We start from the raw sequence: 24,535 nt of genomic DNA on the forward strand, positions 1-24,535 counted from the left end.
CACAAACCGGCCTCGATTCAGCACGCTACAATGGGGGCGAACAAACGAGAAGGAGGTTGTCTCATATGGAAGTTCATCGATCCGTTCGCCCCAACATGCGGCCGGGGCGGCAAACGACCAACAGTTTTCTCAAATCGATTCTCATTTTCACTATTGTGATCAGCTTTACCGTCCTGCTTGTCGGCGGGTATTGGATTTTTAAAGAAATGGCGCCAAGGCCGAAGGAAGTGCGCAGTGAAGACGGCCAAGTGTTGATGACGAAAGAAACGATCATCGGCGGGCAGGCCGTCTTCCAAAAATACGGGCTGATGGATTACGGAACCGTGCTTGGACACGGGTCGTATATGGGGCCGGACTATACGGCGGAAGCGTTGAAAATTTATACGGAAGGCATGCAAGATTACAAAGCAAAAGAGCGGTATCACAAACCGTTTGCCGATTTAACCGCCGATGAGAAAACGATCATCCGCGAACAAGTCATCAAGGAAATGCGGAAAAACCGCTACAACCCGGTTACGGATGTTCTCGTCCTGACGGATGCGCAAGTATACGGGTTGGAAAAAGTGCGCGACTATTACCGCGACGTGTTCACCAATGGCGACGGTTGGGGATTGAAAAAAGGATTGATCAAAGAAAGCGACATGCCAAAATCAGGCCGTGCTTGGGTCGCGGACGGCGACCAAATCAAGCAAATTGCCGACTTTTTCTTCTGGACGGCTTGGCTGTCGAGCACGTTGAGAATTGGCGACGAGATTACGTATACGAACAACTGGCCGTACTATGAGGACGCCGGCAATACGATGTCGTTTTCCGCGGTATGGTGGAGCGGCGTCAGCGTCACGATTTTGATTTTGTTTATCGGGATCATTTTGTACGTCTTCCACCGTTATCAACTAAGCATGCAAGAAGCGTATACAGAAGGAAAGTTTCCGGTCATCGATTTGCGGCGGCAGCCGCTGACTCCGTCGCAAGTGAAAGCGGGCAAATATTTCGTCGTCGTATCGGCGCTCTTTTTCGTCCAAACGATGTTCGGGGCATTGCTTGCTCACTACTATACAGAACCAGACAGCTTCTTTGGCATCAGATGGATCTATGACGCATTGCCGTTTAACATCGCCAAAGGGTATCATTTGCAGCTGGCGATTTTCTGGATTGCCACCGCTTGGCTTGGCATGGGGATTTTCATCGCGCCGCTTGTCGGTGGGCAAGAGCCGAAAAAGCAAGGGCTGCTCGTCGATCTGCTCTTCTGGGCGCTTGTCGTCCTTGTCGGCGGCAGCATGATCGGCCAATGGCTAGGCGTCAACGGCTACTTAGGGAACAGCTGGTTCTTGTTTGGCCACCAAGGTTGGGAATACATCGAACTTGGCCGCGTTTGGCAAATCATTTTAGTCGTGGGCATGCTCCTTTGGTTGTTTATCGTCTTCCGCGGCGTCAAACGCGGGCTGAAGCGGGAAAGCGACAAAGGCGGGCTCATTCACTTGCTGTTTTACTCAGCCATTGCCGTTCCGTTCTTCTACATTTTCGCCTTCTTTATGGAGCCGGATACGAACTTTACGATGGCGGATTTTTGGCGCTGGTGGATCATCCACTTATGGGTGGAAGGCATTTTCGAGGTGTTTGCTGTTGTCGTCATCGGGTTCTTGCTCGTACAAATGAGATTGGTGACGAAAAAATCGACGGTCCGGGCTCTCTATTTCCAATTTACGATTTTACTAGGCAGCGGTGTCATCGGCATCGGCCACCACTATTACTACAACGGTTCACCGGAAATTTGGATCGCCCTTGGCGCGGTGTTCTCGGCGCTCGAAGTGATTCCGCTCACGCTCCTTATTTTGGAAGCGTATGAGCAGTACAAAATGATGCGCGACGGCGGAGTCAACTTCCCGTATAAAGCCACATTCTGGTTCTTGATCTCCACAGCGATCTGGAACTTGGTCGGCGCAGGGGTGCTCGGCTTTCTGATCAACTTGCCGGCGGTCAGCTACTTTGAACACGGGCAATTCTTAACGCCGGCTCACGGCCATGCGGCGATGATGGGCGTGTATGGCATGTTTGCGATCGCCGTGCTCCTTTACTCGCTGCGCAACATTGTCAAACCAGAGGCGTGGAATGACAAATGGCTGAAGTTCTCATGCTGGATGTTAAACATTGGATTGGCCGGCATGGTTCTCATCACGCTTCTCCCGGTTGGGGTGCTGCAAATCAAAGAAGCGTTTGAACACGGCTATTGGGCGTCCCGTTCGCCTTCGTTCTTGCAACAAGACGTCGTACAAAACTTGCTACTTGTCCGCTTTGTTCCGGATACGATCTTTTTGATCGGCGTCGTCGCGTTGCTTGTTTTCGCCATCAAGGTGCTGTTCCATTTGCGCAAGCCAACGCACGGCGAAGGGGAAGAGCTGCCGGTGGCGAATTTGGCGGAGGAAGAATAACCAAAACGGGGCTGACCCAAAACGCGAATGCGTTTTGGAATTAGCCCCTTTTTTACACCAAAATATCGTTCGTTTTCTGGCAGAATAGAGTTACCATAACCACTATCACTAGAAAAGGAGCGATTCGTTTATGAAACATCATCATAATTTTTGAAGAGTGTACCGTCAACTACCCCCACTTAGCTAACGCTTGAAGTGGGGGCTTGCAACTCCCCAGAAGTACAAGCGGACTTCGTCCTCCTTCCTTGACTTGGGGTTGCATCAGGGCAGGTTGACAACTACCCAACGACGCAGGTCATGCCTGCATCGTTACCGATTCTCTCGGTGTGTCTGTTGGCAGTACTTGGCTTCCACACACAACAGACGGATCTACGCTCGATGTTTTACGGTTACAACGTTTCCTGTAACCAACTCCATACATCGAGTAGCAGTTATTGGAGTGCCTTTATTAAACGGTTTTCTCCACGCCTTTATTATATCATACACAAAAGAAAAGGGGAACGCGCATTCCTCTCCCACTTACTCCCTTTGGTCGTTGAAGTGGGAGTCTCCTGCGCGAAATAGGATGAATCATCTCACGTTGCCAGGCGATATCATTCCACTGGATCATATGGCTCATGTAGTTTACGAAATGGTCGAACGCATTCCGATGGAGATGTTTCTTCCTTTACTATAAAGGCGGCCGCACCTCAGAAAGGCAAGGAGAGATGCTTCCTCCTTGCTCATGTTGTCTTTATAAGACGAATGCTGGAAATTGCCGCTTCGTGTTCAATCGAACGCCTAGAAAGAAGATCTAAAATCCGTTCGTGCTTTTCCATGTTTTGTTCTATTTTCTTAACGATTTTATTTGTTTCAAGCACTGCTTGTTGGAGGAAAACAAATTCTTGCTTTGTGACCATATTGGCTTTGACATGATCTAATTCTTTCATTAGGTTGTTCTTTACGTCCTCAAGCTCCTGCTTGGTGGCCATGTTGGCTTTAATGTCTTCAAGCTCCTGCTTGGTAGCCATGTTGGCTTTGATGTCTTCGATCTCTTTTGTGAAACTATGCTTCACTTCTTCGAGTTCTTGTTTAGTGGCCATGTTGGTTCTAATATCTTCGAACTCTTTTGTGAAACGATTCCTCACTTCTTCAAGTTCTCGTTTCGTTGCCATGTTGGCTTTAATATCCTCAAGCTCTGTTGAGAAGTTTTTCTTCACTTCTTCGAGTTCCTGTTTCGTTGCCATGTTTGTTTTGATATCGCTTACTTCATGTTCGATCATTTGGAGCTTGTCCAAAATTTGGTTCAATATCGCTTCCAAGGAAAATCCTCCCTTCTTATATAGTAGCCATGGAAAAGTGGGTGATGATGAATCGCTCCTTTCTTTTGAGGATTGGGGAAACGAGCGTGTAGAGTAAGTGGTTGAGGAAAGGGATGGGATTGTAGCGCAGAACAAATGAGGACAATCGTTCCCCATTCATATTATAAATGATTCACAGAAATTTGAACATAACGTTTTGTGTCATTGTCGCTTTGTATCCGTCCAGGAAAAGGAGTGCGTTTTAGCCCGTACGGTCATGTTAATCCCGGCAGCGACATTGTTTTGACGAAAATTGAATTTCCTTATAAATAAAAGGGTTTGATTCAGAATCGTTCATGATCAATACACGGCTTACTTAATAAAGAAAGAGCTGGCTCCAAAAGTCCACTTGTTAGTGGATTTTTGGGTCAGCCCACTTTCATTTGTGAACGTTTTCAATCACTTGTGGCATTTGTCCGGCGTGGTGTGTTCGGTTTCCTTTTGCTTGTCATGGCATGGAAAGCAGTACAACGTCTCTGTTTCTCGGCTGACGACGCCGTTTAAAAACCCATGCAGACAATGGATCGGCTTGCCGCATTGCGCGCAAAAGCCAACAAGCTCTTCCAACCGCCATTTCTCCTTTCATGGGGATTGAACATGTTCACCTTCGGGCTGTGACGCTCGTCACTACCGCCCAAGGCTCAAGCGGTTATGATAAAGTATATAATTCATTATACTACAAAGGAGGCCAATGTTATGAACCAATTTGCTGCCAAAATCCACGCCCCGGACTATCCGCCGCGGGATCGCCATCCGGCGATTTTCCGGCTGTTTGACAATTTGAAGCCGGGGGAAGTAATGGAGCTTGTCAATGACCATGATCCGCGTCCGCTGCAATACCAATTCATGATGGAGCGTCCGGATCAGTTTACATGGGAGTACTTAGAGGAAGGGCCGGACGTATGGCGGGTGGCCATCGGCAAAAAATAAATCATCCGCTCCATAGGGATTTCCGTCGACAGGCGGAAATCTTTTTTTTCGCCGGTTCGTATGGTACGGTAGGGACAGATGATGTTCGGAAAGAGGGGATAGAGATGAAACGAGCCATTGCCGGAGCGGTGCTCGCCGGCGGCCAGTCGCGCCGGTTCGGGCGGCCGAAGGCGTTTGCGCTGCACGAAGGCGCCCCGTTTTTCACTTGGTCGGTCGCGGCGCTCGATCCGATCGCGGATGAATTGTATATCGTCAGCCACCCGTCGCTTGTCGATGAATTCCGCCGCCAAACGGATATCCCGGTGCTGCTCGATGTCGAGCGCTGCCGCGGCTGTGGGCCGCTGGCCGGCCTTTACACCGTTATGGAACAGAGCCGAGCGGATTGGGTGTTCGTCTTGCCGTGCGACATGCCGTACATGCGGCGGGAAGTGACAGAGCGGCTTGCTTCCTATATCGATCCGATGTTTGACGCCATCGTCCCGCTCCATGGCGTCCGTCCCGAACCATTGGTCGCCTTATACCACCGTCGGCTTCGCTCCGTGATCGCCGAGCTGCTTGATGCCGGCGAACGGCGGATGATCTCGCTTATTGACCGCGCCCGCGTCCGCTATGTTGACGCCCAACAGCTTGCCGCGGATGAAACCGTATGGCGCAATGTCAATACGGAGGGAGAGTACCGGTGAAGGGGGAATTGTGGCCGAAGCAGACATAGCATATACTTTTTTTCAATCAGAAGAGCCATCCTTGCTTTACTTTTTGGGCGTATGGCGGGTCAATAAACTTGTCCAAACGTGGTTACTCAAGCAATCCGAGCCTAAACGCTTTTCCGACTGCTCCCGCCCGCGATTTGACGTGAAGTTTTCGCAAAATGGAAGACACGTGGTGTTCCACGGTTCGTTTACTGATGTTCAGTTGTTCGCCGATTTCACTGTTTGTTTTGTCTCCAGCAATGAGGTCGAGAACGGCCAACTCCATGTCGGTCAGAGGCGAGCCATCATGGAAAGTAAGATCAGTCGGGAATGATTTCACCCCGCGATAGCTTTCCCGAATGGCGTGAATCAGTGTTTCGGCAGAATCGCATTTGGATACAAAAGCATAGGCGCCTGCCTCATGGACGGCATGTACATATTCTGCGCTGGCATCCCCCGATAACATGACCACTTTGCTTGCAGGGAATCGTGATGAGATGTTCTTTGTCCAAATGAGGTTGTTCTGCCTTTGGCTCGGAGCATCGATGACAATGATATCAGGCTGGAAGTGAGCGATCTCCTTCTCTAGTTCGGCTGGAGAGAAGACGGCTCCCACTACTTCCAAGTCGGGCTCGCGTTCCAAAAGCTGACGGATGCTATCCATGACAAGGCCATGATCCCCTATGATCAAAATGTTGATTTTCACCATTGTCTCTTCCCCCTCCCCCGTAAAACGCAGCGAGTAGCGACGCATTTGGTTGGAACACACGTTGCGGTGAAACATGGAGTTTTACATGGGATGAGTGATGTGCTGTTTTGATCCATAAGGCCATTTCTCTCAACTTCATTCGTTAAAATTTTACAATATAGATCAATCTCTGTAAACGAAACTTCAAAAAATAGGTATTTTCTGCAATGAAATTTGCGGAAAATACGGATGTTTTTTCGATTTTATTTTGGTACAGTAAGGGTGAAGCCGGCCGGTGATCTCTGAAATAATGAGGAGGATGATGCTCAATGAAGAAGAAATTTGCCGTGCTTGCTTTAGCAGCAGGGCTTCTTGCCGCAGGAGGAGTAGCTCAGGCGGGAACGAAGTATGATGATTATGACGTGATTGTTCCAAGATTCAATGATAATGCGTTTACTCCTCAACAAACCAAATCGACGACTAGCGCGTCAGCAGATTTGAAAGTATCGATACTGGGGAAAGCACTGGATGCAAGAGTGTATTCTTATAGCGGAGGAACTGGACCTTGGATCCGTATCGAAACGGTTGGGGGGCCATTCAAACTGCCTAATTCAATCAAAGCAGGCAAGGATGCGAGAGTGGAGTTTAGCTCAGATCTTACTCAATTAGTAGATGTCAGGGTAAAAGGGGAGTGGAGAAGCAATTGATTTTATCATGAGAATGGACCAAACCGTTTGGATGGTCCATTCTCTTTCAACATGAAAACAAGCTTGGGAAAGGGTGTAAAACATGTTGGGGCATCAAGTGAAAGTGGAATTTGTGAGAGTCTTTACGTGGCGTCAGTGCATTGTTTGGGCTGCATTGGTGTTGGTTCTGCCTGTCATCCAATTTATGATAATCAAGGATGGCTACGTTTACTATAGGCAATTGGATCTTTTTCTCCGCTTGAATTCGAATTTTGTGCCGCTGTTGTTTCCCATTATCATGGTTCTTGTGTATTCGATTTCCTTCCCGAGTGAACAAAAAAACTATTTTATTCCATATGTGCGTATCCGCATCCCTTTGACGACTTACTTCTTGAGCAAATTGATCGTCAATGCGATTCTATCTTTTTTGATTGCCTTTTTGATCGTATTCGTCCCTTTTGTATTTTCTATGTATATTGAACCTTATTTAGGAATTGTTCGCTTCTATCCAACTAATGGGAATCCTATCCCTTATACAACGTTTGAGCAGTTGCTTGTCCTTGGCACGCTGCCATATGGAGTTCTTTACTCACTATGGGTCGGGCTGAATGGAATGATGTATGCGACAATGGGATTATTGCTCGTCATGATTTTAGAGAAGCCTTTTATAGCACTTTCCATTCCATTTGTTTATTACTTGTTGGGAAACTTTATTACTCAAGTTTTGGGATATGACCAATTTTCCCCTACTTTTACGATTTTTCCTTTCAGTATATCGCAACAACCTTTGTGGACAGTATTCGTGCCATTTCTCTTCTTATGTTTTGTGGTGATGGTATTGATGTTCTATTTAAAGGAAAGGTTGCATAAGCACCATGACTAGGGTAGTAAACAAATGGAAGGATTTTGTGGATGAACTATTGGCATTCAAATGGATTCTCTTCGGAGTAGTGATTTACATATATGGATTAAGTGCTAAAGAGCATATGTATGTTGCTTCGTCGCAAACAAAATTATTGTTGAATAAATGGGATTTGTTGCATAAGTTTTTTGGTGATATTTACCTTATCTTATATTTTATCTTGCCGGTCTTTCTATACCGTTCTATTTCAATTATGATGTCTGATTTTGATTATGCAGTTTTGATACGGTTAGGTTCTTATCGAAGTTGGGTGTATGCGACACTAGTTCGATTGATTCAAAGTGCCAGCATATCGATAATCGTTTGGGGAGCAGTGAGCCTCGTTTTGTCAATCGGCGCCCCTTCTTTTGCTGGCTGGAGTCCGTTTAGTAGGCTGAATGCTTCTCTAAGCGAAACGCAAATATTACAAAAATTTATAAACAGTCCCATTTTAGCGTTGGTGTTGCATTTAGCTTTGCTTGTTTTCAGTGTCAGCTGTATTCACCTTGTTTTGGCCATCCTTTATGTAAAGTGGAAAAACAAGGGCATTGTCGTGTTTGTTGCGGTGTTCATATGGGTGTATGGCGTAGTGTCATTTAAACTTCTTTCTCCTCATTCCTTGTTTAATTTGTGCCATTACTTGATTTTGCATTCGGGGGCTGCTCAGTTCAGCAATATATGGGGATCTTTTGCGATGGTTATAGGATGGATGATCCTGCTCATATGGATTGTCAATCGACTGGATTTGAATGTGAAAAGGTACAATGGGAAATATACCGCTTTTATTGTCTTGGTTGTCCTAGCATTATGGTCTGGAATGCGAGAAAACGTGGGACAAACTGTTTGGGACCAGTTTCTTTTCATGTTTATAGGCGGTTCCAGACAAGCGTTTTATTTCAAGTCGTTTTTATGTTATTGGGTTCTTTATTTTGGGGTCATCTATTTGGTCCAATTGCATTTGCAGACGGAATTGTCGGAAATGGGGTATTACAAGTTAGTGCGTTATCAGTCGATCAGCCGATGGTTTTGGGCGTGGTATCATAAGACCATGCTATACATTGGATTATACTTATTTGCTTTAGCATTGCTCGCTTTGTTCATTTTGTCGTTGAAACGTTTTTCTTTTGATTTCCATGTTTCTATTGACCGTTCAGTTACATTGCTTGATATGTTTTATCATTTTTTTGTCAACGGCTACCTTCAAGTTTCGTTTTATGTCCTATTTGTGTTTCTGATCTCTTGGCTGAGCAAAGAAACGTTTTATAGCTTCGTAGGGCTCGCTATACTTTCATTTTTTATGTTCCCGGGCCTTAATAACTGGGGGATTATTCCGTCTGGATTGAATAGCATGGCGTATTTATTGACAAATGATTCGATTTACCGCATCACGATCGTTCTATTCTTATGGAATGTTTTCTCCATTGTTTTTTTGCTGTATGTCTTTTCTAAACAAGATCTCGATTTCTAAAAAGGAGTGAGTAAGTTGCCGCATATCCTGTTAGATCAAGTCAGTAAATCATTTAAAGGAGCAACGATTTTTGAAAACGTGAATTTTGCAGTGGAAAAGGGGAAAATTTATGGAATTATTGGTCCTAACGGTTCAGGAAAGTCTGTCTTATTCAAACTAATATGCGGATTTCTATTTCCGGATCACGGCAGAGTGATCGTGGACGGGGAAGAGTTGGGGGTCAATAAACGATTTCCCAGTGATTTTGGAATTATCATTGATCGGCCTGGATATATAGCGGGAAAGACAGGGTTTGATAATCTAAAAGCATTGGCTCTCATTCGAAACAAAATCAGTGATGACAAAATAAAGAAAACGATGAGGTTGGTCGGTTTAAATCCAGAGCTGACGCAAAAGGTCAAACATTACTCACTTGGAATGAAACAAAAGCTGGCTATTGCTCAAGCCATTATGGAAGATCAACAAACGCTTATTTTAGATGAACCATTCAATGCTTTAGATGCTGACAGCGTTGAAAATATCCGAAACTTGCTTCGGAAATTCAAGGAAGAAGGGAGGACGATTTTGCTCACTAGCCATAATCAAGAGGATATTGATGTTCTTTGCGATGAAGTGTACAGGATCAACCGTTTCAAACTTGAAAAAGTAAAAAAATAGGCTCTACAGGGCTGGTGATTTAGTGGAAAATGCTGCTGATCCCAGCCATTTTTCAATTTGCGAAGAATGGTGAAATCCGCTGTTTTTTGATGAAAGGCCGCTCATAGATGCGTGAAAGCTATCAGATTTTTAAATGTTCCATAGTCCGATGACGTCTATAAGGCTGGTGATTTAGTGAAAAGTCGCAGAAAATGGATTCCCTTCTCAAATTGAGAAATCCTTTAAAATCAACGCTTTTCGTTCATCCAAAACAACTGGTTCGGCGAAATCAGTCGTTTTTCGCCGGCCTTCTATGAATGATAATCGAATTTGAAAATAATCGATCGTTTGATTGAGAACGTTTCTTTCATCTGTTCCGAGCAAGATGAGAGTTTTCTTTTCCTGACGGATGATGGATGAGGGAAGGAATGAGGCTCATGCATAAAAAAATCGTGGTCGCTGTTTCCGCTGTGCAGTTTCTTCTCTTAGCTTTGATGGCGGTCGTTGTTTCGGATATCCATGACCGCTTTTTTCCGGAACAGCTGGATGTGAAAGCGAAAGTGACATTGGATTTTAGCCAGTCTGATTTGCGTCAGGAAGATGTGTTTCAACAGTTGGGGGCGATGAGCGATCGATGGGAACTAGGATTGATGAAAATCGCGCCAGATTTACGGGGGGATCAGTCGGGACAGATCTTTGTTCAAGTGGGGGAGAAAGGGGATTTTCCAAAGAGAATTCAGCGCTTTGGCCATGAGCCAGATGCGGAGATCCGCGATCGCCGCGCGTTGGCCCATTCGTTTGCCAATGGCGATTATTTGGTGACAGGGAAAACCGATCATATAGACGAGTTGAAACATTGGCTGGCGTCGCATCGGGTCGATCAGAAGTGGAACGAAGAGACTCTGTTGACCATTCTCCAATTTTTGATCGTGCAAAGCGATTTTGGTGTGGCGCTGTTGGCTGTTTCGGCGCTGATGGTGTCATTAGCTTTATACTGGCTGGCGGTCAAAGCGAAAGGGCGCGCGTTGCGTGTGTTGGCGGGAGTTCCGACGTCGCGCATCCAATGCGAGGATTTCAGCCACTTTTTGCTGGCTATGGTTTTGGCCGCCGCTATATTGGACGTCTTGGCCGCTCTTTATGTCGGCTTTGTCTATGGATGGGGATTCGTGCCTTACTATAGTAAAGTGTTGCTTTTGGCTGAGGCGATGGTGATCTCTTTGACAATGGCTTGCGCGTTGATTTTTTCTGTTGCCTCATGGCCGAATCCAGAGATGTTGGCGATGCGCGAACCTGCTGTCAAGCGTTTGGCCAGAAGTTCGGCTGTATTGAAACTCGCTGTATTTGCTTTCGTCCTTTCCGCTGTCTCACCGGCGGTTTCAGCTTATACGAATGCTAGAAAAACAGCACAGGAACAAATCATGTGGAAGTCGTTGGCTGATCAAGCGGTGTTGGTGTTCCCGTCCCGTCCAGGAAGAGCGGGGGGAGCGGAAATCGAGCAGTTGTTTCAGATGTTGCAACCATCGGTGGGGGACATGGTTCGACAAGCGGAGGCCGACGATCGCGTAGTGTTATCGAAAGCGTGGACGGAAGACGATTTCGCCATCGATGGCATGACCATTGCGCCGTATCGTTACATGGTTATCGTGAATGAGCGATGGTTGGATATCGTTCGCAAAAAGAACAAAGGGCTATCTTTGGTTCCTCTTGCGCTGGAACAGATTCCAAAGGACGTGAGACAATTTGTCGAACTCTCCATCCCGTTATATGTAAGAAACCAGCAACAGGCTCAAGCCATATGGCATGAGGTCAAGATGTGTCGTTTGACCGGATCGTCCCCTTTTCCATTTGTCCGCTTTGGCGGACAGCTTGAGTTTGCCCGGCCGAAGGAGGTGTTATTGTTGGTTGCCCCTCATGTCCATTCATTATTCAATGACAACTTTTTGATCTCTGTCGCTTCTTCGTCGGAGTTGAGTTTTGTCGGACTAGAGGAAACACAGAAACTCGTATCTGAACGCGGCCTTCAGAACCGGATCCGCGTCAACTATATGGCGGAGGAAGGAATTTTGCGCGCGCAGCTTTATGCCTATTTCGTGTGGCTTAGAATTGGATCGATTGTTGGTCTTTTAGCGGCCTTGGCTATTGCCTCCGCCCTTAGTGCGTTTATTATGGCTGTGTTAAAAGCAAAACGCGATTTTCCTCTTCGGCTTGCTGGGGCATCTTGGTGGGCGGTGTCGCGCGGGCGAATCGTGAAAGAGTGGGTGTTAGGGGGAATCGTGGTCATGCTGATTATGCTGTTGCAAGGAATAAACGGCTGGTTGCCGGTTTGTCTAACGGGGGCGCTTGTGCTGCTTGCTTTGCCGCTCGTACATATTGGTGCGGCAGCTTGGGTGTTTGCGAAAAACTCCCTGCGTCAGTTGTAGAAAGAAGGAGGAAGGCTTGACTGCCATGAGAATTGAGGCCGATCAAGTGACGATGATTATCAATGAGCGAACGATTATGGAGAACGAAAGTGTCGTATGCTCCCCTGGAGCCTTGACGGCGCTTGTTGGTCCAAGCGGAGCGGGCAAAACGACGCTTCTCCATGTGCTTGGATTGCTTTTGCGGCCGACAAACGGTCGTGTATTGATTGATGGTGTCGATACAACGAGTTGGGGAGCGAAGCAGCGGCGGCTGTTTTGGAAACACCATGCGGCATTCATTCTCCAAGATTACGGAATTATGGAGGAAGAATCAGTTGCGTTTAATATCACGATGACTTCGAGTTTGTTTCGTTCGAAAGTTGTCGGCGATGAGGAGCGGGTGCGCAAAGTGTTATCGGAAACAGGATTGGATGGAAGAGAACGAGAACTGGCCGCCCGTCTAAGTGGAGGCGAAAAGCGACGCTTGGCGATCGCACGCGCTCTCTATAAAGACGCACAAGTCATTTTGGCGGATGAGCCGACGGCTTCTCTTGATGAGGCCAATGGCGATCGCGTCATTGAGCTGCTTCAATTATTGGCGAAGCAAGGGAGAACGGTTATTGTCGCGACCCACGATGAGAAAATGATGCGAGCCGCCCATGCTGAGCATGCGCTAAAGGGAATGCGGCATGGCAGATGAGAAGAAAGGGGGCGAATCAAGATGACGAAAAAACGATGGTGGGGCATTGGCGTTGCCATTGTGTTGGTCGGCGGACTTTTAGTAGCGGGAGGGGGGATTGGTTTGTCGCTTATCCCGTTCCCAGGCAAACAGGACGTTGCTCGTCCTGAATGCGGAAAACTGCCGAGCCGATCGGAAGTGAGAGAGGCGTTGAGTCAGCATCGGGATCTCGCAGCTCGCTTGGAGCGCGTAGGAAAGGGAGTAAGCGTGAAGGTGGAGGCGCCGTGCGGAGATCAAGCGGATGAAGCGCTCATCCGCATTGTTTATCATACAAAGGAGGAACGGGATGCAGTTTCCTCCATTTTGGCTGACCACAGTTTCGGAGTTCCAGTTGAGCTAATCGAAAGATAAGATGAGCGCTGAGGTCTAAATGTGATCCATATCACATAACGCGCCTGAATGTTGCGGTACAATGGAGGCCAAGGAGGGGGCCGCAATGCGCGATTTTAATGAAAATCCGTTTATTGTGATTTGGGAATTGACGAGAGCTTGTCAACTCAAGTGCCTTCATTGCCGCGCTGAAGCGCAATACCATCGCGATCCGCGCGAGTTGACGTTTGAGGAAGGGAAAAAACTGATCGATGAGATTTACGCGATGGATCAGCCGATGCTCGTCTTTACGGGCGGCGATCCGCTCATGCGCCCGGATGTGTACGATTTAGCGAAATATGCGATCGATAAAGGATTGCGCGTGTCCATGACGCCGAGCGCGACGCCGAACGTGACGAAAGAGGCGATCCGCAAAGCAAAAGAGGTCGGCCTGTCGCGCTGGGCGTTTAGCCTTGACGGGCCAAACGCCGAGATTCACGACCATTTCCGCGGCGTGAGCGGATCGTTTGATTTGACGATCCGTGCGATTCACTACTTGCATGAGCTCGACATTCCCGTGCAAATCAACACCGTCATTTCGCGATACAACGTTCATGTGCTTGATGAAATGGCGGAATTGGTTGAGAAGCTGAAATGCGTCCTTTGGAGCGTCTTTTTCCTTGTGCCGACAGGCAGGGGGAAGGAGGAGGACATGATTTCCCCCATCGAGCATGAGCGGGTGTTCCGCTGGTTGTATGAAACGAGCAAGCGCGTTCCGTTTGACATTAAAACGACAGCCGGCCAGCATTACCGCCGCGTTGTGCTGCAGGCGAAAATACGCGAAGGAAAAACGACAAAAGGCGGCATCCGTTACGAAGATGTGTTGAACCAAGGGTTGACCGGACAAGTCGACGGGCTCGGCCGCGCGCCGAAAGGAGTAAACGACGGCAACGGCTTTGTTTTTATCTCCCATATCGGCGATGTCTACCCAAGCGGGCTGCTGCCAGTCAAAGCCGGGAACGTCCGGGGAACGCCGCTGGCGGACATTTACCGACACTCGCCGATTTTCCAAGACTTGCGCAATCCGGACAAATATAAAGGAAAATGCGGCGTCTGCGAGTTCCGATATGTGTGCGGCGGCTCACGCTCGCGGGCGTACGCGGTGACGGGAGACTATTTGGAAAGCGAGCCGTATTGTGTTTACATTCCAAAGGCGCTGCGGACAAAAGAGCGAAGCCAACGGTAAGAAGGCGGTGAAAAACGGCCGCTTAAAATGACGGCGCTACGGCGTTCGTGAGACGGTTGCCCGGGCGCATGCGGCGGATGTTGGATGTGTGTTCAAAACATACGGGGGAGGAGCAGGCGCCCTTCCCCGTTTTTGTTGAAAGATCATTCGTGGTTCAATTCGACTATAAAGGTCTCGGGCCCGGTCGGCGCCGCGCTTCCCCCTTTTGGTGTTTGTCGCTGCGCTGTTGTTGAATGCTGTTTTGTTTCTTTCGCTCGGCCTGCTCGTGATGGCATTGGGCATTTTGATCTTGGGCATTCCACCCACGTTCGAGGAATTTGCCCGCATCATATGCTTTTTGTTGTTATGCCTTGTGTATATCGCCTTTTGGCTGAATCTCGGCATTTTGTTTTCCGTCGTCTTCCGCCAGGCGGCGACATCCGCGTTGTCGTCGATGGCCGTTTGGCTGTTTTTCAATCTTTTCTACTCGATGATCGTGGAAGTGTTTGCGAAACCGTTTTTGCAGTCTGACGCCATTACGTCCGTCGAGCAGGCGGTCGGCCGTCAAGAGTTGGTGCTTGGTCTCATGAGATTGTCGCCGAGCTACTTGTTCAATGAATCAACAACCGCCTTGCTTTCGCCGGACGTCCGAACGCTAGGGATCGTCACGGTGGAGCAAACGGCCGGCGCTGTTGCGGCCCCCTTGCCATTCTCGCAAAGTTTGCTGCTCATTTGGCCGCAGGCGACCGCGCTCATTGCCGCCACTCTCATCTGCTTTGCGATCGCGTATTGGTTGTTTATGAGGCAGGAGATACGAGCGAGCGGGTGAGAAAACAAGTTGTTTGCCGTAGACGGGGCGGAAGAGATGTGTGCGCCCAACAGCGTTTCTTATCGTTCGGATGTGAAAAACGTTCTGCCAAATCGTGTCCGTTCCTTTTGGGGACGGGCTTTTTCTTTTTTTGGATGTGACAAAACCGTGACAACGCTTGTGGCAAAATGGTGACAACAGGCAAGAATGTGATCAACCTCACAAATCCGTTTCCTTCTCCTGCGTATGATGGAAGTACAAACAACGTCACAAATTTTGAAAGTTTGGGAGGGGCTTTTCATGAATAAACAAAAGGCGCTGCTGCCGATTACGACGTTCGCCATGATGTTTTCATTCGCCGTGTGGGCCGTGTTTTCGCCGCTTGCGAGTACGTTTCAGCAAATGTACGGGCTGACATCGACGCAAAAAAGCATTTTGGTCGCCATTCCGGTGCTGCTTGGCTCGATCATGCGTTTGCCGCTTGGCATTTGGACGGACCGGATCGGCGGGCGCAGGCTGTTTTCGCTGCTGCTCTTGTTTCTTGTCATTCCGCTTGTTGGCGCAGGGTTTGCAGATTCGTATGCGATGCTTCTGTTTTGGGCGTTTTTCATCGGCATGGCCGGAACGTCGTTCGCCATTTCGGTGACGTTCGTTTCCCGCTTGACTCCGCCGGAAAAGCAAGGGACGGCGCTTGGGATTAACGCGATGGGCAACTTCGGCACGGCGGTTGCTTCGTTTTCCGTTCCATCGATTGCCGCAGCGTTTGGTGTGCCTTGGGCTTTTTGGGGGATGATCATTCCGGTTGTCGTCATGCTCGTTCTCGTTTGGTTTTTCACACCGGATATGCCGAAACCGAAACAACAAAAAACGGTGCGTGAATCGCTGTCGGTATTGAAATATAAACATACGTGGACGTTGTCGCTCTTTTACTTTGTTACGTTCGGGGCGTTTGTCGCTTTCGGCATTTACTTGCCGTCGCTGCTCGTTGACTTGTATGGGTTGACGCCGGTGGATGCTGGGATGCGCGCGGCTGGGTTTACTGTACTCGCTACGCTCGCACGGCCAGTCGGCGGCTATCTTGGCGATAAAATCGGCGCTGAACGGGTGTTGACGTTCGTCTACGCTGGAATGACAATCGGCGCGTTGGTGATCGCGTTTGGAATGGAAAATATTTGGGTGATGACAGCGGCTTGTTTGTTTGTGGCCGTGATGTCTGGGCTGGGCAACGGTGCGGTGTTCAAACTCGTGCCGCAGCTGTTCCCAGCCGAAACGGGCGCCGTCACCGGCCTTGTCGGTGCCTGGGGCGGACTTGGCGGCTTTTTTCCGCCGATTGTCATGGGGATCCTGAAAGATGCAACAGGTTCGTACGTGCTCGGTTTTCTGCTCCTTAGCTTGTTTACCCTTATTTGCTTCTTGCTGAACCGGCTCGTATTTGGCAAAAAAGCCGGCGAACCGGCGAAGCGGTTCGCTTCTTGAATGGAATACCGTATAGAGAGGCTGAAAGCTTGTTCGCTTTTAGCCTCTTTTTTTATTTGGGCGTGTTTTTCTGTTATTCAATGTGAGTATGCGTTTCACTATTGTTACATGATTAAAATATATTGCTCATTATTTCACAAATCATTCAAACATGTCTGTCTGTTGGTGATACAAATCACCAGGGAAGAAGTGAAAATGCCGTACGTTAAAGGTGTAAATCAAATCATCTAAGGGGGGAGAACGATGAAACAAAGGATGTCTTCGTTATTGTCCGTCGCGTTAGCCGCTTCGCTTCTGGCCGCATGCAGCAACGGGGGAGGAGGAGAGGCAAAGGCGGAAAATAAAAACGGAACAGCGGCAACTACGCAACAGTCTGCTGCGAACATGTTAGCGGCGCACAAAGGGGTGAATCAAGCACCGGTGCCGTTAAAAATGGAGCGGGTCGGCCCTCATGATGTCCACATCGAAATGACAGCGCAAATCACCGACATTGAAATTGACAAAGGGAAAACGTATTATACGGCGGTGAAAAGAAAAAGAAGTGATTCGCATCACAATCGAAAAAAAAGAGCGTCCGGCAGGCCGCGAACAACGGTCGGTCGGGCGTTCTTCTAATCAGCGCGCCAAAATGGCTTGGTCGTTGCTGTGTATCGAAGGGGAACGATCAGACAGACCCCTAACTACGGTGCACCGCTCACTCAATGCAACAAATATCCGCCGGACAGTCTTCGCATTGAATTTCCGTTTTCAAATAGTTTAAATCATGAACCGTAATTTTCCCCCGCTTCATCGAGATAATCCCTTCCTGTTTTAACGCATTGAGCATCCGGTTGACGCTTTCGCGCGTCGTGCCGCAAAAGTTGGCCAAGTCTTGGTTTTTTAACGTTACGTCAATGAAGATGCTTCCATCTTCAAGCGGGACGCCATAACTGTTGCATAAACGAATGAGTGTTGAATAGAGCGCCCCTTTTTTGCCGTGCATGATGAGATCGCGAAACTTCGTCTGCGTCCGCCGGACATGCTTGCTGATCCAGAGCATATATTCAAGGGTAAGGGGCGGATTGATCAGCAGCTGCTGTTCCAGTTCCTCTTTGTTTATGACTGCCGCTTCGCCTGGCTCTATTACCTTGGCCGTCAACAAGTAGCGTGCATCGTTCGTAAACAGCGTCAGCTCGCCGACGATTTCCCCGCTTCCGCAAATGCGGAAGCACATTTCTTTTCCGTCCGGGCAAATTTTGCTCACTTGCACTTTGCCGGAAAGAATCAAGTACAGCTCATTGGCCGGCATCCCTTCTTGGAACAAAAAAGAGTGCTTGCGAAGTGGAATCACTTTTTTCGACGATTGCAACAAAGAACGCAAATGGGGAAAATATCCATTCACTGCAGCTTTCATCGATAGCACCTCCATTCATTCAGCTATTTCTATTGTAAAAATCATCACAGCGGGAGAGAGTGAAAAAAATCACCGGTTACTGTTTTTTTGTGCGAGGCGTCACAATTTTTTCTAAATTGGTTTTTCCTTTTTCTATGTTACAATGTGAGTAGCATCACAGCATTCTACTGTTTGTTTTCGTATGGTAAAAGGGAGACGGAACAGAGAGAGGCTCGTCGATGGAAGAGTTTTGGTCACCGGTATGGTTATCGATAAACGTATCGCTTCTTGCCGGCGTGATCGTCGCAATCCTTGGAACAGCGGCGGCGAGGTGGATGGCGCGCCGCCGGTTTCGTGGGAAGACGATCGTGGAGACGGTGTTTATGTTGCCGCTCGTGCTGCCGCCGTCGGTTGTCGGTTTTTTGCTTGTTGTGCTGTTTGGGCGGCATAGCCCGATCGGACAGTTGATGGAAACGTGGTTTCACACAACGGTGCTGTTTACACCCGGCGCGGCGGTGATGGCGGCGGTTGTTGTGTCATTTCCGCTCATGTACCAGGCGGCCAAAGCGGGTCTGGAAGCCGTTGATCCAACCGTTGAAGGAGCGGCGCGCATCGATGGGGCGAATGAGCGCCAAGTGTTTTGGCATATTTCGCTGCCGCTGGCCAGAAACGCCTTGTTGTCCGGGGCGGTGCTGTCGTTTGCCCGCAGCCTGGGGGAGTTTGGCGCGACGCTCATGTTTGCCGGGAATATTCCGGGAAAAACGCAAACGATCCCCACCGCTGTCTATATGGCGATGGAGTCGGGGCGGATGGAGTTGGCGTGGGCATGGGTGGCGGTCACGATTGGATTGTCATTTAGTTTATTGTCCTGTGCGGCGAAACTAGGCCGTTGGCAGCGATAAGGAGCAGGCCGTTGGAACATCACGCGGCCCATGAAAGGGAAAGGAGGGAGCGACATGGAAGAGCGCGACCGGGTGAAGATCACCGACCGCCTCGCCCGCCCGCTTCGCGATTTGCGGTTGTCGGTCATCGATCAATGCAATTTTCGCTGCGTCTATTGCATGCCTGCGGAAGTGTTCGGGCCGAATTTTCGCTTTTTGGCGGAAGACCAGCTGTTAACCGTTGACGAAATGGCGCTTTTAGTGGAATGTTTTGTCGAGCTTGGCGTTGAAAAAATCCGCCTGACCGGCGGCGAGCCGTTGCTTCGGCGCGACCTCGCTGCGCTCATTGAGCGGCTGTCCGCGCTCCCTGGCCTGCGCGATATTGGATTGACGACCAACGGCGTTCATTTGGTGAAATGGGCGCAGCGGTTGAAAGAAGCCGGGTTGAAGCGCGTCAACGTCAGTTTGGATGCGTTGGATGATGACATTTTCCGAAAAATGAACGGCATTGGCATCGGCTCTGCTCCGGTGTTGAAAGGCATTGAAGCGGCGCGCGAGGCGGGGCTTGGAGTAAAAGTGAACATGGTCGTCAAAAAAGGGTGGAACGACTCGCAAATCGTGCCGATGGCGGCTTACTTTAAAGACTTGGGCATCCCGCTCCGCTTGATTGAATTTATGGATGTCGGCACGACGAACGGCTGGGATTACTCCCATGTCGTGACGAAAAAAGAGATGTATGAACAAATCAACGCCATGCACCCGCTTGAACCGGTTGAAAAAGCGTACTTCGGCGAAGTGGCGAGCCGCTATCGCTACGTCGGCACGGAGGTGGAAGTCGGCTTTATCGCCTCCGTGACGGAAACGTTTTGCCGAAGCTGCACACGGGCGCGCATTTCCGCCGACGGCAAGCTGTACACGTGTTTGTTTGCTTCTGAGGGCGTGTCGTTGAAAGACAAACTGCGCGCCGGCGCGGGGAAAGAAGAGCTGAAGGCGCTGATCGCCGCCATTTGGAGCGAGCGGACAGACCGCTATTCGGAAGAACGGACGGCAGAGACAGCGAAACAGCGCCCGAAAATTGAAATGTCGTATATTGGGGGATAACAAAGAAACGGGGCTGCTCTTTTCGTCAAAGAAGCAGCCCTGCTTTTTATCGCTCGTTGCGCCTGCCTTTGCCTTAGAAATGGGGGAATGGTTTTGCTTGGTTATGCCTTCACCGCCGCCAACACGCGCGGGAAGAGGATGTTGTTTTCCAAATGGATGTGGGTAAACAAATCGTCTTCGAGCGCCGCGAGTCGGTTGTAGACGAGGCGATACGTGCCGCACGCGTCTTCTGGCGGGGTGAAGTCGTTTGTGATTTCACGAATTTCTTTCATCAAATCGCCGGCTGCGTCATGTTCATTGACCAGTTCGCGAACGGCCCGCTCGACCGCTTCCCGGTTTTCCGGCGATGGGTTGTCGGCAAATTGCAAAATGAGCGGGAATGCGCCCGTTTCCTCTTTAATGAGATGTTGCTCAAGCTCCGTTTTTAACTCATGGAACCGTTTATGCACGTGGGACAGATGCGGATGGTGCATACCGTGCACGCGCAATACTTTCGTGACATACGGGCTGAGCTGCGGCAGCTCCTCGTTCAAATAGCGGTGGTGCGTGTTGATGATATGATCGACCAAATCGGCTAGCGGCGCTTCGCTCCAGTTTCCGGTCGGCTTGTTTTGCGCCTCCGCGTAAAGGGTGTTCAGCTCGCGAAGGAGCGCTTCGCCATCGAGTCCGCGCTCTTCGATGGCTTCTTTTAACGGGCGCTGCCCGCCGCAGCAAAAATCAATGCGCCGCGCTTTAAACAAATCCGCTGCTTTCGGAAATTGAGTGACAATATCGCCGATCAACGATTGTTCGGTAAACCGCTGTTCCATTTCGGATCCCTCCATCGTCAAATCGTTGCAGCTTCAGTATACCTTGTTTTCCATGTCAACGTTGTGATGCATCTCACACAAGCAAAAAAAGCGGACAACAAGGAAATGTGATCAACATCACAACGTTGTCTCTCTTCTTTCCTGTACAATAAAAGAGACGAAATCAGCTGATCGATCGAGTCGAAAATCGGGCTCAAGACGTGCTAAACTATATTCAAGAACAATGCCGCTATGCGGATGAAGTGATGCAAGAGCTCGAACAGTCCGCTGCTTTGTTTGGCGAAACGCGGGAGATGATTTTGCGGCATATTGCCGATGCGAGCGTCGTTGATGAAAAGTTGGCAGAAGGCATAAAACAGCTGCAACAATGGCAACAACGTTGAAAGAACGATATGGTTGCCGCCAGCCGTATGATCGAAAGGAGAGGGAGAGATGGTCGAAAGACGAACCCCGATTCCTGTAGCGGAAGCGATCGATCGGGTGATGCGTTATGCCGGAGTGGGAGAAGAGGAGACGGTGCCGCTTCGCCAGTCGTATGGCCGCTATTTGGCCGAAGATTTGCGTGCTGACCATGACGTGCCGCCGTTTGACCGCTCGCCGTATGACGGATTTGCCATTCGCGCCGCCGACTCGGAAGGAGCGGGACTTGACCATCCGGTCGAGTTTGAAGTCATTGAAACGATCGGCGCCGGGCAAGTGGCGAAGCAGCCCGTCGGTCCGTTTCAAGCGGTGCGCTTGATGACCGGGGCGCAAATTCCCCAAGGATGCGATGCGGTCGTCATGTTGGAGCTCGCCAAACAGTACGAGCGGGATGGAAAAACGTATATGGCCATTAAACGCCCGTTCCGCCCTGGCGACAACATTTCGTTTCAAGGGGAAGATGCGAAAAAAGGGCAGCCGCTTGTCGAAAAAGGAACGCGCATCAATCCCGGGGTGGCGGCGCTCTTGGCGACGTTCGGCTACGCCGAAGTGAAGGTGGCGAAAAAGCCGCGGATTGGCATTTTTGCGACTGGAAGCGAACTGCTCGACGTCTCGGAACCGCTTGTGCCGGGAAAAATCCGCAACAGCAACGCCTACATGATCGAGGCGCAGGTGTTCAAAAGCGGCGCCGAGCCGATTTATTTCGGCCAGTTGGCCGACGACCTCGATGCGTGTTTTCACGCTGTGCGCCAGGCGCTCGATCAAGTGGACATGCTCATTACGACCGGCGGCGTCTCGGTCGGGGATTTCGATTATTTGCCCGCCATTTACAAGCGGCTCGGAGCGAACGTGTTGTTTAACAAAATCGCCATGCGCCCGGGGAGCGTGACGACCGTCGCCGAGATTGATGGCAAGCTGCTGTTCGGTCTATCCGGAAACCCGTCGGCGTGCTACGTCGGGTATGAGCTGTTCGTCCGCCCGGTCGTGCGCACGCGGCTGTTTTCGGCCAAGCCGTATTTGAAAAAAGCGAAAGCCACCCTTGGCGCCGATTTTCCGAAGCCGAACCCGTTCACCCGCTTCGTGCGCAGCCGGGTCGAGGCGGTCGATGGTCGTCTCATCGTCAAACCGGTCGGCATGGACAAGTCGAACATCGTCACCTCGCTTGCCTTTGCGAACGCCTTGATGGTGCTGCCGGGCGGAACGAGAGGGTTTGCGGTTGGCGATGAGGTCGACGTGTGGCTTTTGGATGACGATGAGGGGTCAAGCGAATGAACGTCTGGCAAGTCGTCGGCTATAAACATAGCGGCAAAACGACGCTGATGGAAAAATGGGTGGCGGCCGCGGTCCGGGAAGGATGGCGCGTCGGGACGGTGAAGCACCACGGCCATGGCGGCGAGCCCGCACGGCCCGAAGGCGTCGATTCCGTCCGCCACGAGCGGGCCGGGGCGGTGGCAACGGCGGTGGAAGGAGACGGGCTTTTGCAGCTTCATCTCCGCCGCCCGTTGTGGCGGTTGGATGATGTGTTGGCGCTTTATGCGCCGCTTCAGCTCGATCTCGTGTTGGTCGAAGGCTACAAACAAGAGCGGCACCCGAAAGTCGTGCTCGTGCGCTCCGAAGAAGATTGGGCGTCGCTTCAGCACCTCGCCGACATCCGCGCCGTCATCGCCTGGGTGCCACTCGAAGGGCCGCTAGTGCATCCGGTGTTTTCGCTGGCCGATGATGACGAATATATTCCATGGCTCATGAACGAGGTGAGAACACGAACATGACAGAACCGTTGTTTGCCATTACCGACCGGCCGATTTCGGTCGAGGATGTGATGAAAAAAGTGATGCGTCCGGAAGCGGGGGCGGTCGCTGTCTTTGCCGGCACGGTGCGCGAATGGACGAACGGCAAGAGGACGCTCTTTTTGCAATATGAGGCGTACGTGTCGATGGCCGAGAAAATGCTCGCGCAAATCGGGGCGGAAATTGCGGAGAAATGGCCAGGGGCGAAAACCGCCATCACCCACCGGATCGGGCGGCTTAAGATCGGCGACATCGCCGTCGTCATCGCGGTTTCCTCGCCGCACCGCGCCGAAGCGTATGAGGCGAACCGCTATGCCATTGAGCGGATCAAGCAAATCGTGCCGATTTGGAAAAAAGAGCAATGGGAGGACGGAAGCGCCTGGGTGGGCGACCAGCTTGAAACAACGGCGTATCCGTCCGGAAAACCGGAGGTGAAAGAGGAATGATCCGTCTATTGTTTTTCGCCCATTTGGGCGAGCAAATCGGCGAGCGGGAAGTGATGTGGCCGAATGTTCCGGAAACGGTGAAAAAACTGAAAGACGAAGTGGAAGAGCGCTACGGCATCTCGCTCGGGCGCGTCATGACAGCGGTCAACGAGGAGTATGTCCTCGACGAAGCGCCGCTTCATGCCGGCGACACGGTCGCCTTTATTCCACCGGTAAGCGGAGGATGAGACGGATGGCGAACAAAAGCAAATGGGTGATGCCAAAACAACACGGCGCCTGGGCGATGCTCATCATCCCGTTTTGGCTCGGGGCGTACGCCGGTGGGCTTTCGTGGATTCACGCGCCGCTCTTTGTCGCCTGGCTTGCGCTCTATTTGGCGACGTATCCGCTCTTGATGGCGGTGAAAACGAAGCGGAAAGAGCCGTACGTGCCCGCCGCCGCCCGCTATGGCGCCATCGCCGCCGCGGCGCTTGCCGTCTCTCTTTGGCAACAGCCGGCGCTTTTCTACTTCGGGCTCGCCATGGTGCCGTTTTTCTTGGTGAACACGTACTACAGCAAGAAAAAGAACGAGCGCGCTTTCTGGAATGATGTTGCGGCCATCGCGGCGTTTTGCATCGGCGGCCTCGCCGCCTTTTACGCCGGACGCGGGGAGTTGACGCTTGAAGCGTTTGAACTCGCCCTGTTTTCCTTCCTCTTTTTCATCGGCAGCACGTTTTACGTAAAAACGATGATTCGCGAAAAGAAAAACGAGCGGTACAAATGGCTGTCATGGGGCTACCACGCCCTGTTGATCGTCGGCCTCATCGCCATCGGCGAGCCGTTCGCCGTCTTGGCCTATGCACCGAGCGTCATCCGCGCCGTCTATTTATATGGCAAGTCGCTGCCGATCATGAAACTGGGCATTTTGGAAATCGCCAACGCGGCGTACTTTTTCATCGCGATGATCGTGCTCTATTCTTGAGCGAACCCCAAACGGGAGGCATCCATGACCGTTTG

At 50.3% G+C, this 24,535-nt stretch carries 26 protein-coding genes and 1 pseudogene; 22 read left to right on the top strand and 5 right to left on the bottom strand.

Annotated elements, in window-relative coordinates:
- The first annotated feature begins 65 nt into the window (after positions 1-65).
- Entirely contained in the window at positions 66-2,429 is a 2,364-nt protein-coding gene (locus tag ACR1UW_RS05365) for a nitric-oxide reductase large subunit (RefSeq protein WP_050368335.1), read from the top strand.
- 722 nt (positions 2,430-3,151) lie between these two features.
- Here the strand turns inward: ACR1UW_RS05365 and ACR1UW_RS05370 are convergent.
- Together ACR1UW_RS05370 and ACR1UW_RS05375 are read right to left on the bottom strand one after the other, a co-directional pair.
- Entirely contained in the window at positions 3,152-3,730 is a 579-nt protein-coding gene (locus ACR1UW_RS05370) for a hypothetical protein (protein WP_498934804.1), read from the bottom strand.
- Between the two features lie 438 nt (positions 3,731-4,168).
- Positions 4,169-4,336 carry a hypothetical protein gene (locus tag ACR1UW_RS05375; protein WP_011230263.1) on the bottom strand — a complete coding sequence of 56 codons (168 nt, stop codon included), beginning with the start codon at positions 4,334-4,336 and terminating at the stop codon, positions 4,169-4,171.
- Between the two features lie 129 nt (positions 4,337-4,465).
- Here ACR1UW_RS05375 and ACR1UW_RS05380 point away from each other — a divergent pair, with 129 nt between their 5' ends.
- On the top strand, positions 4,466-4,699 hold the full coding sequence (locus ACR1UW_RS05380) for a DUF2249 domain-containing protein (protein ID WP_011230264.1): 234 nt from the start codon (positions 4,466-4,468) through the stop codon (positions 4,697-4,699).
- 104 nt (positions 4,700-4,803) lie between these two features.
- A complete protein-coding gene (locus tag ACR1UW_RS05385) occupies positions 4,804-5,382 on the top strand; it encodes a molybdenum cofactor guanylyltransferase (RefSeq protein WP_033013777.1) in 579 nt (192 codons plus the stop codon).
- Between the two features lie 112 nt (positions 5,383-5,494).
- On the opposite strand, the gene ACR1UW_RS05390 is transcribed toward ACR1UW_RS05385, so the two are convergent.
- Entirely contained in the window at positions 5,495-6,097 is a 603-nt protein-coding gene (locus tag ACR1UW_RS05390) for a response regulator transcription factor (protein WP_160268857.1), read from the bottom strand.
- Between the two features lie 308 nt (positions 6,098-6,405).
- Between ACR1UW_RS05390 and ACR1UW_RS05395 the strand changes: the two genes are divergently transcribed.
- The 11 genes and pseudogenes from ACR1UW_RS05395 to ACR1UW_RS05445 all read left to right on the top strand — a co-directional run bounded on the left by ACR1UW_RS05395 (position 6,406) and on the right by ACR1UW_RS05445 (position 17,338).
- A complete protein-coding gene (locus ACR1UW_RS05395; RefSeq protein WP_050368336.1) occupies positions 6,406-6,783 on the top strand; it encodes a hypothetical protein in 378 nt (125 codons plus the stop codon).
- Between the two features lie 82 nt (positions 6,784-6,865).
- The gene (locus tag ACR1UW_RS05400; RefSeq protein ID WP_033012619.1) at positions 6,866-7,645 is read left to right on the top strand and encodes an ABC transporter permease; all 780 of its coding nucleotides are present in this window, start codon (positions 6,866-6,868) and stop codon (positions 7,643-7,645) included.
- Positions 7,638-9,131, top strand: a complete 1,494-nt coding sequence (locus ACR1UW_RS05405) for a hypothetical protein (protein WP_020279212.1) — start codon at positions 7,638-7,640, stop codon at positions 9,129-9,131. The genes ACR1UW_RS05400 and ACR1UW_RS05405 overlap by 8 nt, the downstream gene beginning before the upstream one ends.
- A gap of 15 nt (positions 9,132-9,146) precedes the next feature.
- Positions 9,147-9,788, top strand: a complete 642-nt coding sequence (locus tag ACR1UW_RS05410; protein WP_033012622.1) for an ABC transporter ATP-binding protein — start codon at positions 9,147-9,149, stop codon at positions 9,786-9,788.
- Between the two features lie 416 nt (positions 9,789-10,204).
- A complete protein-coding gene (locus tag ACR1UW_RS05415) occupies positions 10,205-12,187 on the top strand; it encodes a bacteriocin-associated integral membrane family protein (RefSeq protein WP_289643724.1) in 1,983 nt (660 codons plus the stop codon).
- 25 nt (positions 12,188-12,212) lie between these two features.
- Positions 12,213-12,866, top strand: a complete 654-nt coding sequence (locus tag ACR1UW_RS05420) for an ABC transporter ATP-binding protein (RefSeq protein WP_041468528.1) — start codon at positions 12,213-12,215, stop codon at positions 12,864-12,866.
- A 21-nt stretch (positions 12,867-12,887) separates the two neighbouring features.
- Positions 12,888-13,256 (top strand): hypothetical protein, encoded by a 369-nt coding sequence (locus ACR1UW_RS05425; protein WP_013146110.1) that lies wholly within the window; start codon positions 12,888-12,890, stop codon positions 13,254-13,256.
- 85 nt (positions 13,257-13,341) lie between these two features.
- Complete coding sequence (locus ACR1UW_RS05430; RefSeq protein ID WP_289643725.1) at positions 13,342-14,460, top strand: TIGR04053 family radical SAM/SPASM domain-containing protein; 1,119 nt, start codon at positions 13,342-13,344, stop codon at positions 14,458-14,460.
- Between the two features lie 211 nt (positions 14,461-14,671).
- Positions 14,672-15,268 (top strand): annotated as a pseudogene (locus tag ACR1UW_RS05435) (ABC transporter permease subunit); the annotation flags it as partial.
- 279 nt (positions 15,269-15,547) lie between these two features.
- Positions 15,548-16,723 (top strand): MFS transporter, encoded by a 1,176-nt coding sequence (locus tag ACR1UW_RS05440; protein ID WP_063210198.1) that lies wholly within the window; start codon positions 15,548-15,550, stop codon positions 16,721-16,723.
- 243 nt (positions 16,724-16,966) lie between these two features.
- Positions 16,967-17,338: a hypothetical protein gene (locus tag ACR1UW_RS05445; protein WP_063210196.1), complete on the top strand. Its 372-nt coding sequence runs from the start codon at positions 16,967-16,969 to the stop codon at positions 17,336-17,338.
- Between the two features lie 79 nt (positions 17,339-17,417).
- Here the strand turns inward: ACR1UW_RS05445 and ACR1UW_RS05450 are convergent, their stop codons facing one another.
- Positions 17,418-18,116, bottom strand: a complete 699-nt coding sequence (locus ACR1UW_RS05450) for a Crp/Fnr family transcriptional regulator (RefSeq protein WP_063210194.1) — start codon at positions 18,114-18,116, stop codon at positions 17,418-17,420.
- Positions 18,117-18,334: 218 nt separating this feature from the next.
- Between ACR1UW_RS05450 and modB the strand changes: the two genes are divergently transcribed.
- Positions 18,335-18,997 carry a molybdate ABC transporter permease subunit gene (gene modB / locus ACR1UW_RS05455; RefSeq protein WP_033845516.1) on the top strand — a complete coding sequence of 221 codons (663 nt, stop codon included), beginning with the start codon at positions 18,335-18,337 and terminating at the stop codon, positions 18,995-18,997.
- Positions 18,998-19,051: 54 nt separating this feature from the next.
- A complete protein-coding gene (gene moaA / locus ACR1UW_RS05460) occupies positions 19,052-20,077 on the top strand; it encodes a GTP 3',8-cyclase MoaA (RefSeq protein WP_063210191.1) in 1,026 nt (341 codons plus the stop codon).
- A 101-nt stretch (positions 20,078-20,178) separates the two neighbouring features.
- Here the strand turns inward: moaA and ric are convergent, their stop codons facing one another.
- Positions 20,179-20,886 (bottom strand): iron-sulfur cluster repair di-iron protein, encoded by a 708-nt coding sequence (ric, locus tag ACR1UW_RS05465; protein ID WP_063210189.1) that lies wholly within the window; start codon positions 20,884-20,886, stop codon positions 20,179-20,181.
- Positions 20,887-21,086: 200 nt separating this feature from the next.
- On the opposite strand from ric, the gene ACR1UW_RS05470 reads away from it, so the two are divergent.
- From ACR1UW_RS05470 to ACR1UW_RS05495, 6 genes are read left to right on the top strand one after another with little or no spacing between them, the layout of a single operon-like run.
- Positions 21,087-21,269, top strand: a complete 183-nt coding sequence (locus tag ACR1UW_RS05470; RefSeq protein ID WP_014195104.1) for a hypothetical protein — start codon at positions 21,087-21,089, stop codon at positions 21,267-21,269.
- Between the two features lie 49 nt (positions 21,270-21,318).
- Positions 21,319-22,578, top strand: a complete 1,260-nt coding sequence (locus tag ACR1UW_RS05475) for a molybdopterin molybdotransferase MoeA (protein WP_063210188.1) — start codon at positions 21,319-21,321, stop codon at positions 22,576-22,578.
- Positions 22,575-23,075 carry a molybdopterin-guanine dinucleotide biosynthesis protein B gene (gene mobB, locus ACR1UW_RS05480; protein WP_063210185.1) on the top strand — a complete coding sequence of 167 codons (501 nt, stop codon included), beginning with the start codon at positions 22,575-22,577 and terminating at the stop codon, positions 23,073-23,075. The genes ACR1UW_RS05475 and mobB overlap by 4 nt, the downstream gene beginning before the upstream one ends.
- Positions 23,072-23,539, top strand: coding sequence for a molybdenum cofactor biosynthesis protein MoaE (locus ACR1UW_RS05485; protein ID WP_033027975.1), 468 nt, complete (start codon positions 23,072-23,074; stop codon positions 23,537-23,539). The genes mobB and ACR1UW_RS05485 overlap by 4 nt, the downstream gene beginning before the upstream one ends.
- Positions 23,536-23,766 (top strand): molybdopterin converting factor subunit 1, encoded by a 231-nt coding sequence (gene moaD, locus ACR1UW_RS05490; RefSeq protein ID WP_289643727.1) that lies wholly within the window; start codon positions 23,536-23,538, stop codon positions 23,764-23,766. The genes ACR1UW_RS05485 and moaD overlap by 4 nt, the downstream gene beginning before the upstream one ends.
- A gap of 5 nt (positions 23,767-23,771) precedes the next feature.
- Entirely contained in the window at positions 23,772-24,500 is a 729-nt protein-coding gene (locus tag ACR1UW_RS05495) for a YwiC-like family protein (protein ID WP_498934814.1), read from the top strand.
- Positions 24,501-24,535: the final 35 nt, after the last annotated feature.

This window comes from Geobacillus lituanicus (assembly GCF_050994965.1).
In the GTDB taxonomy this organism is placed as follows: domain Bacteria; phylum Bacillota; class Bacilli; order Bacillales; family Anoxybacillaceae; genus Geobacillus; species Geobacillus stearothermophilus.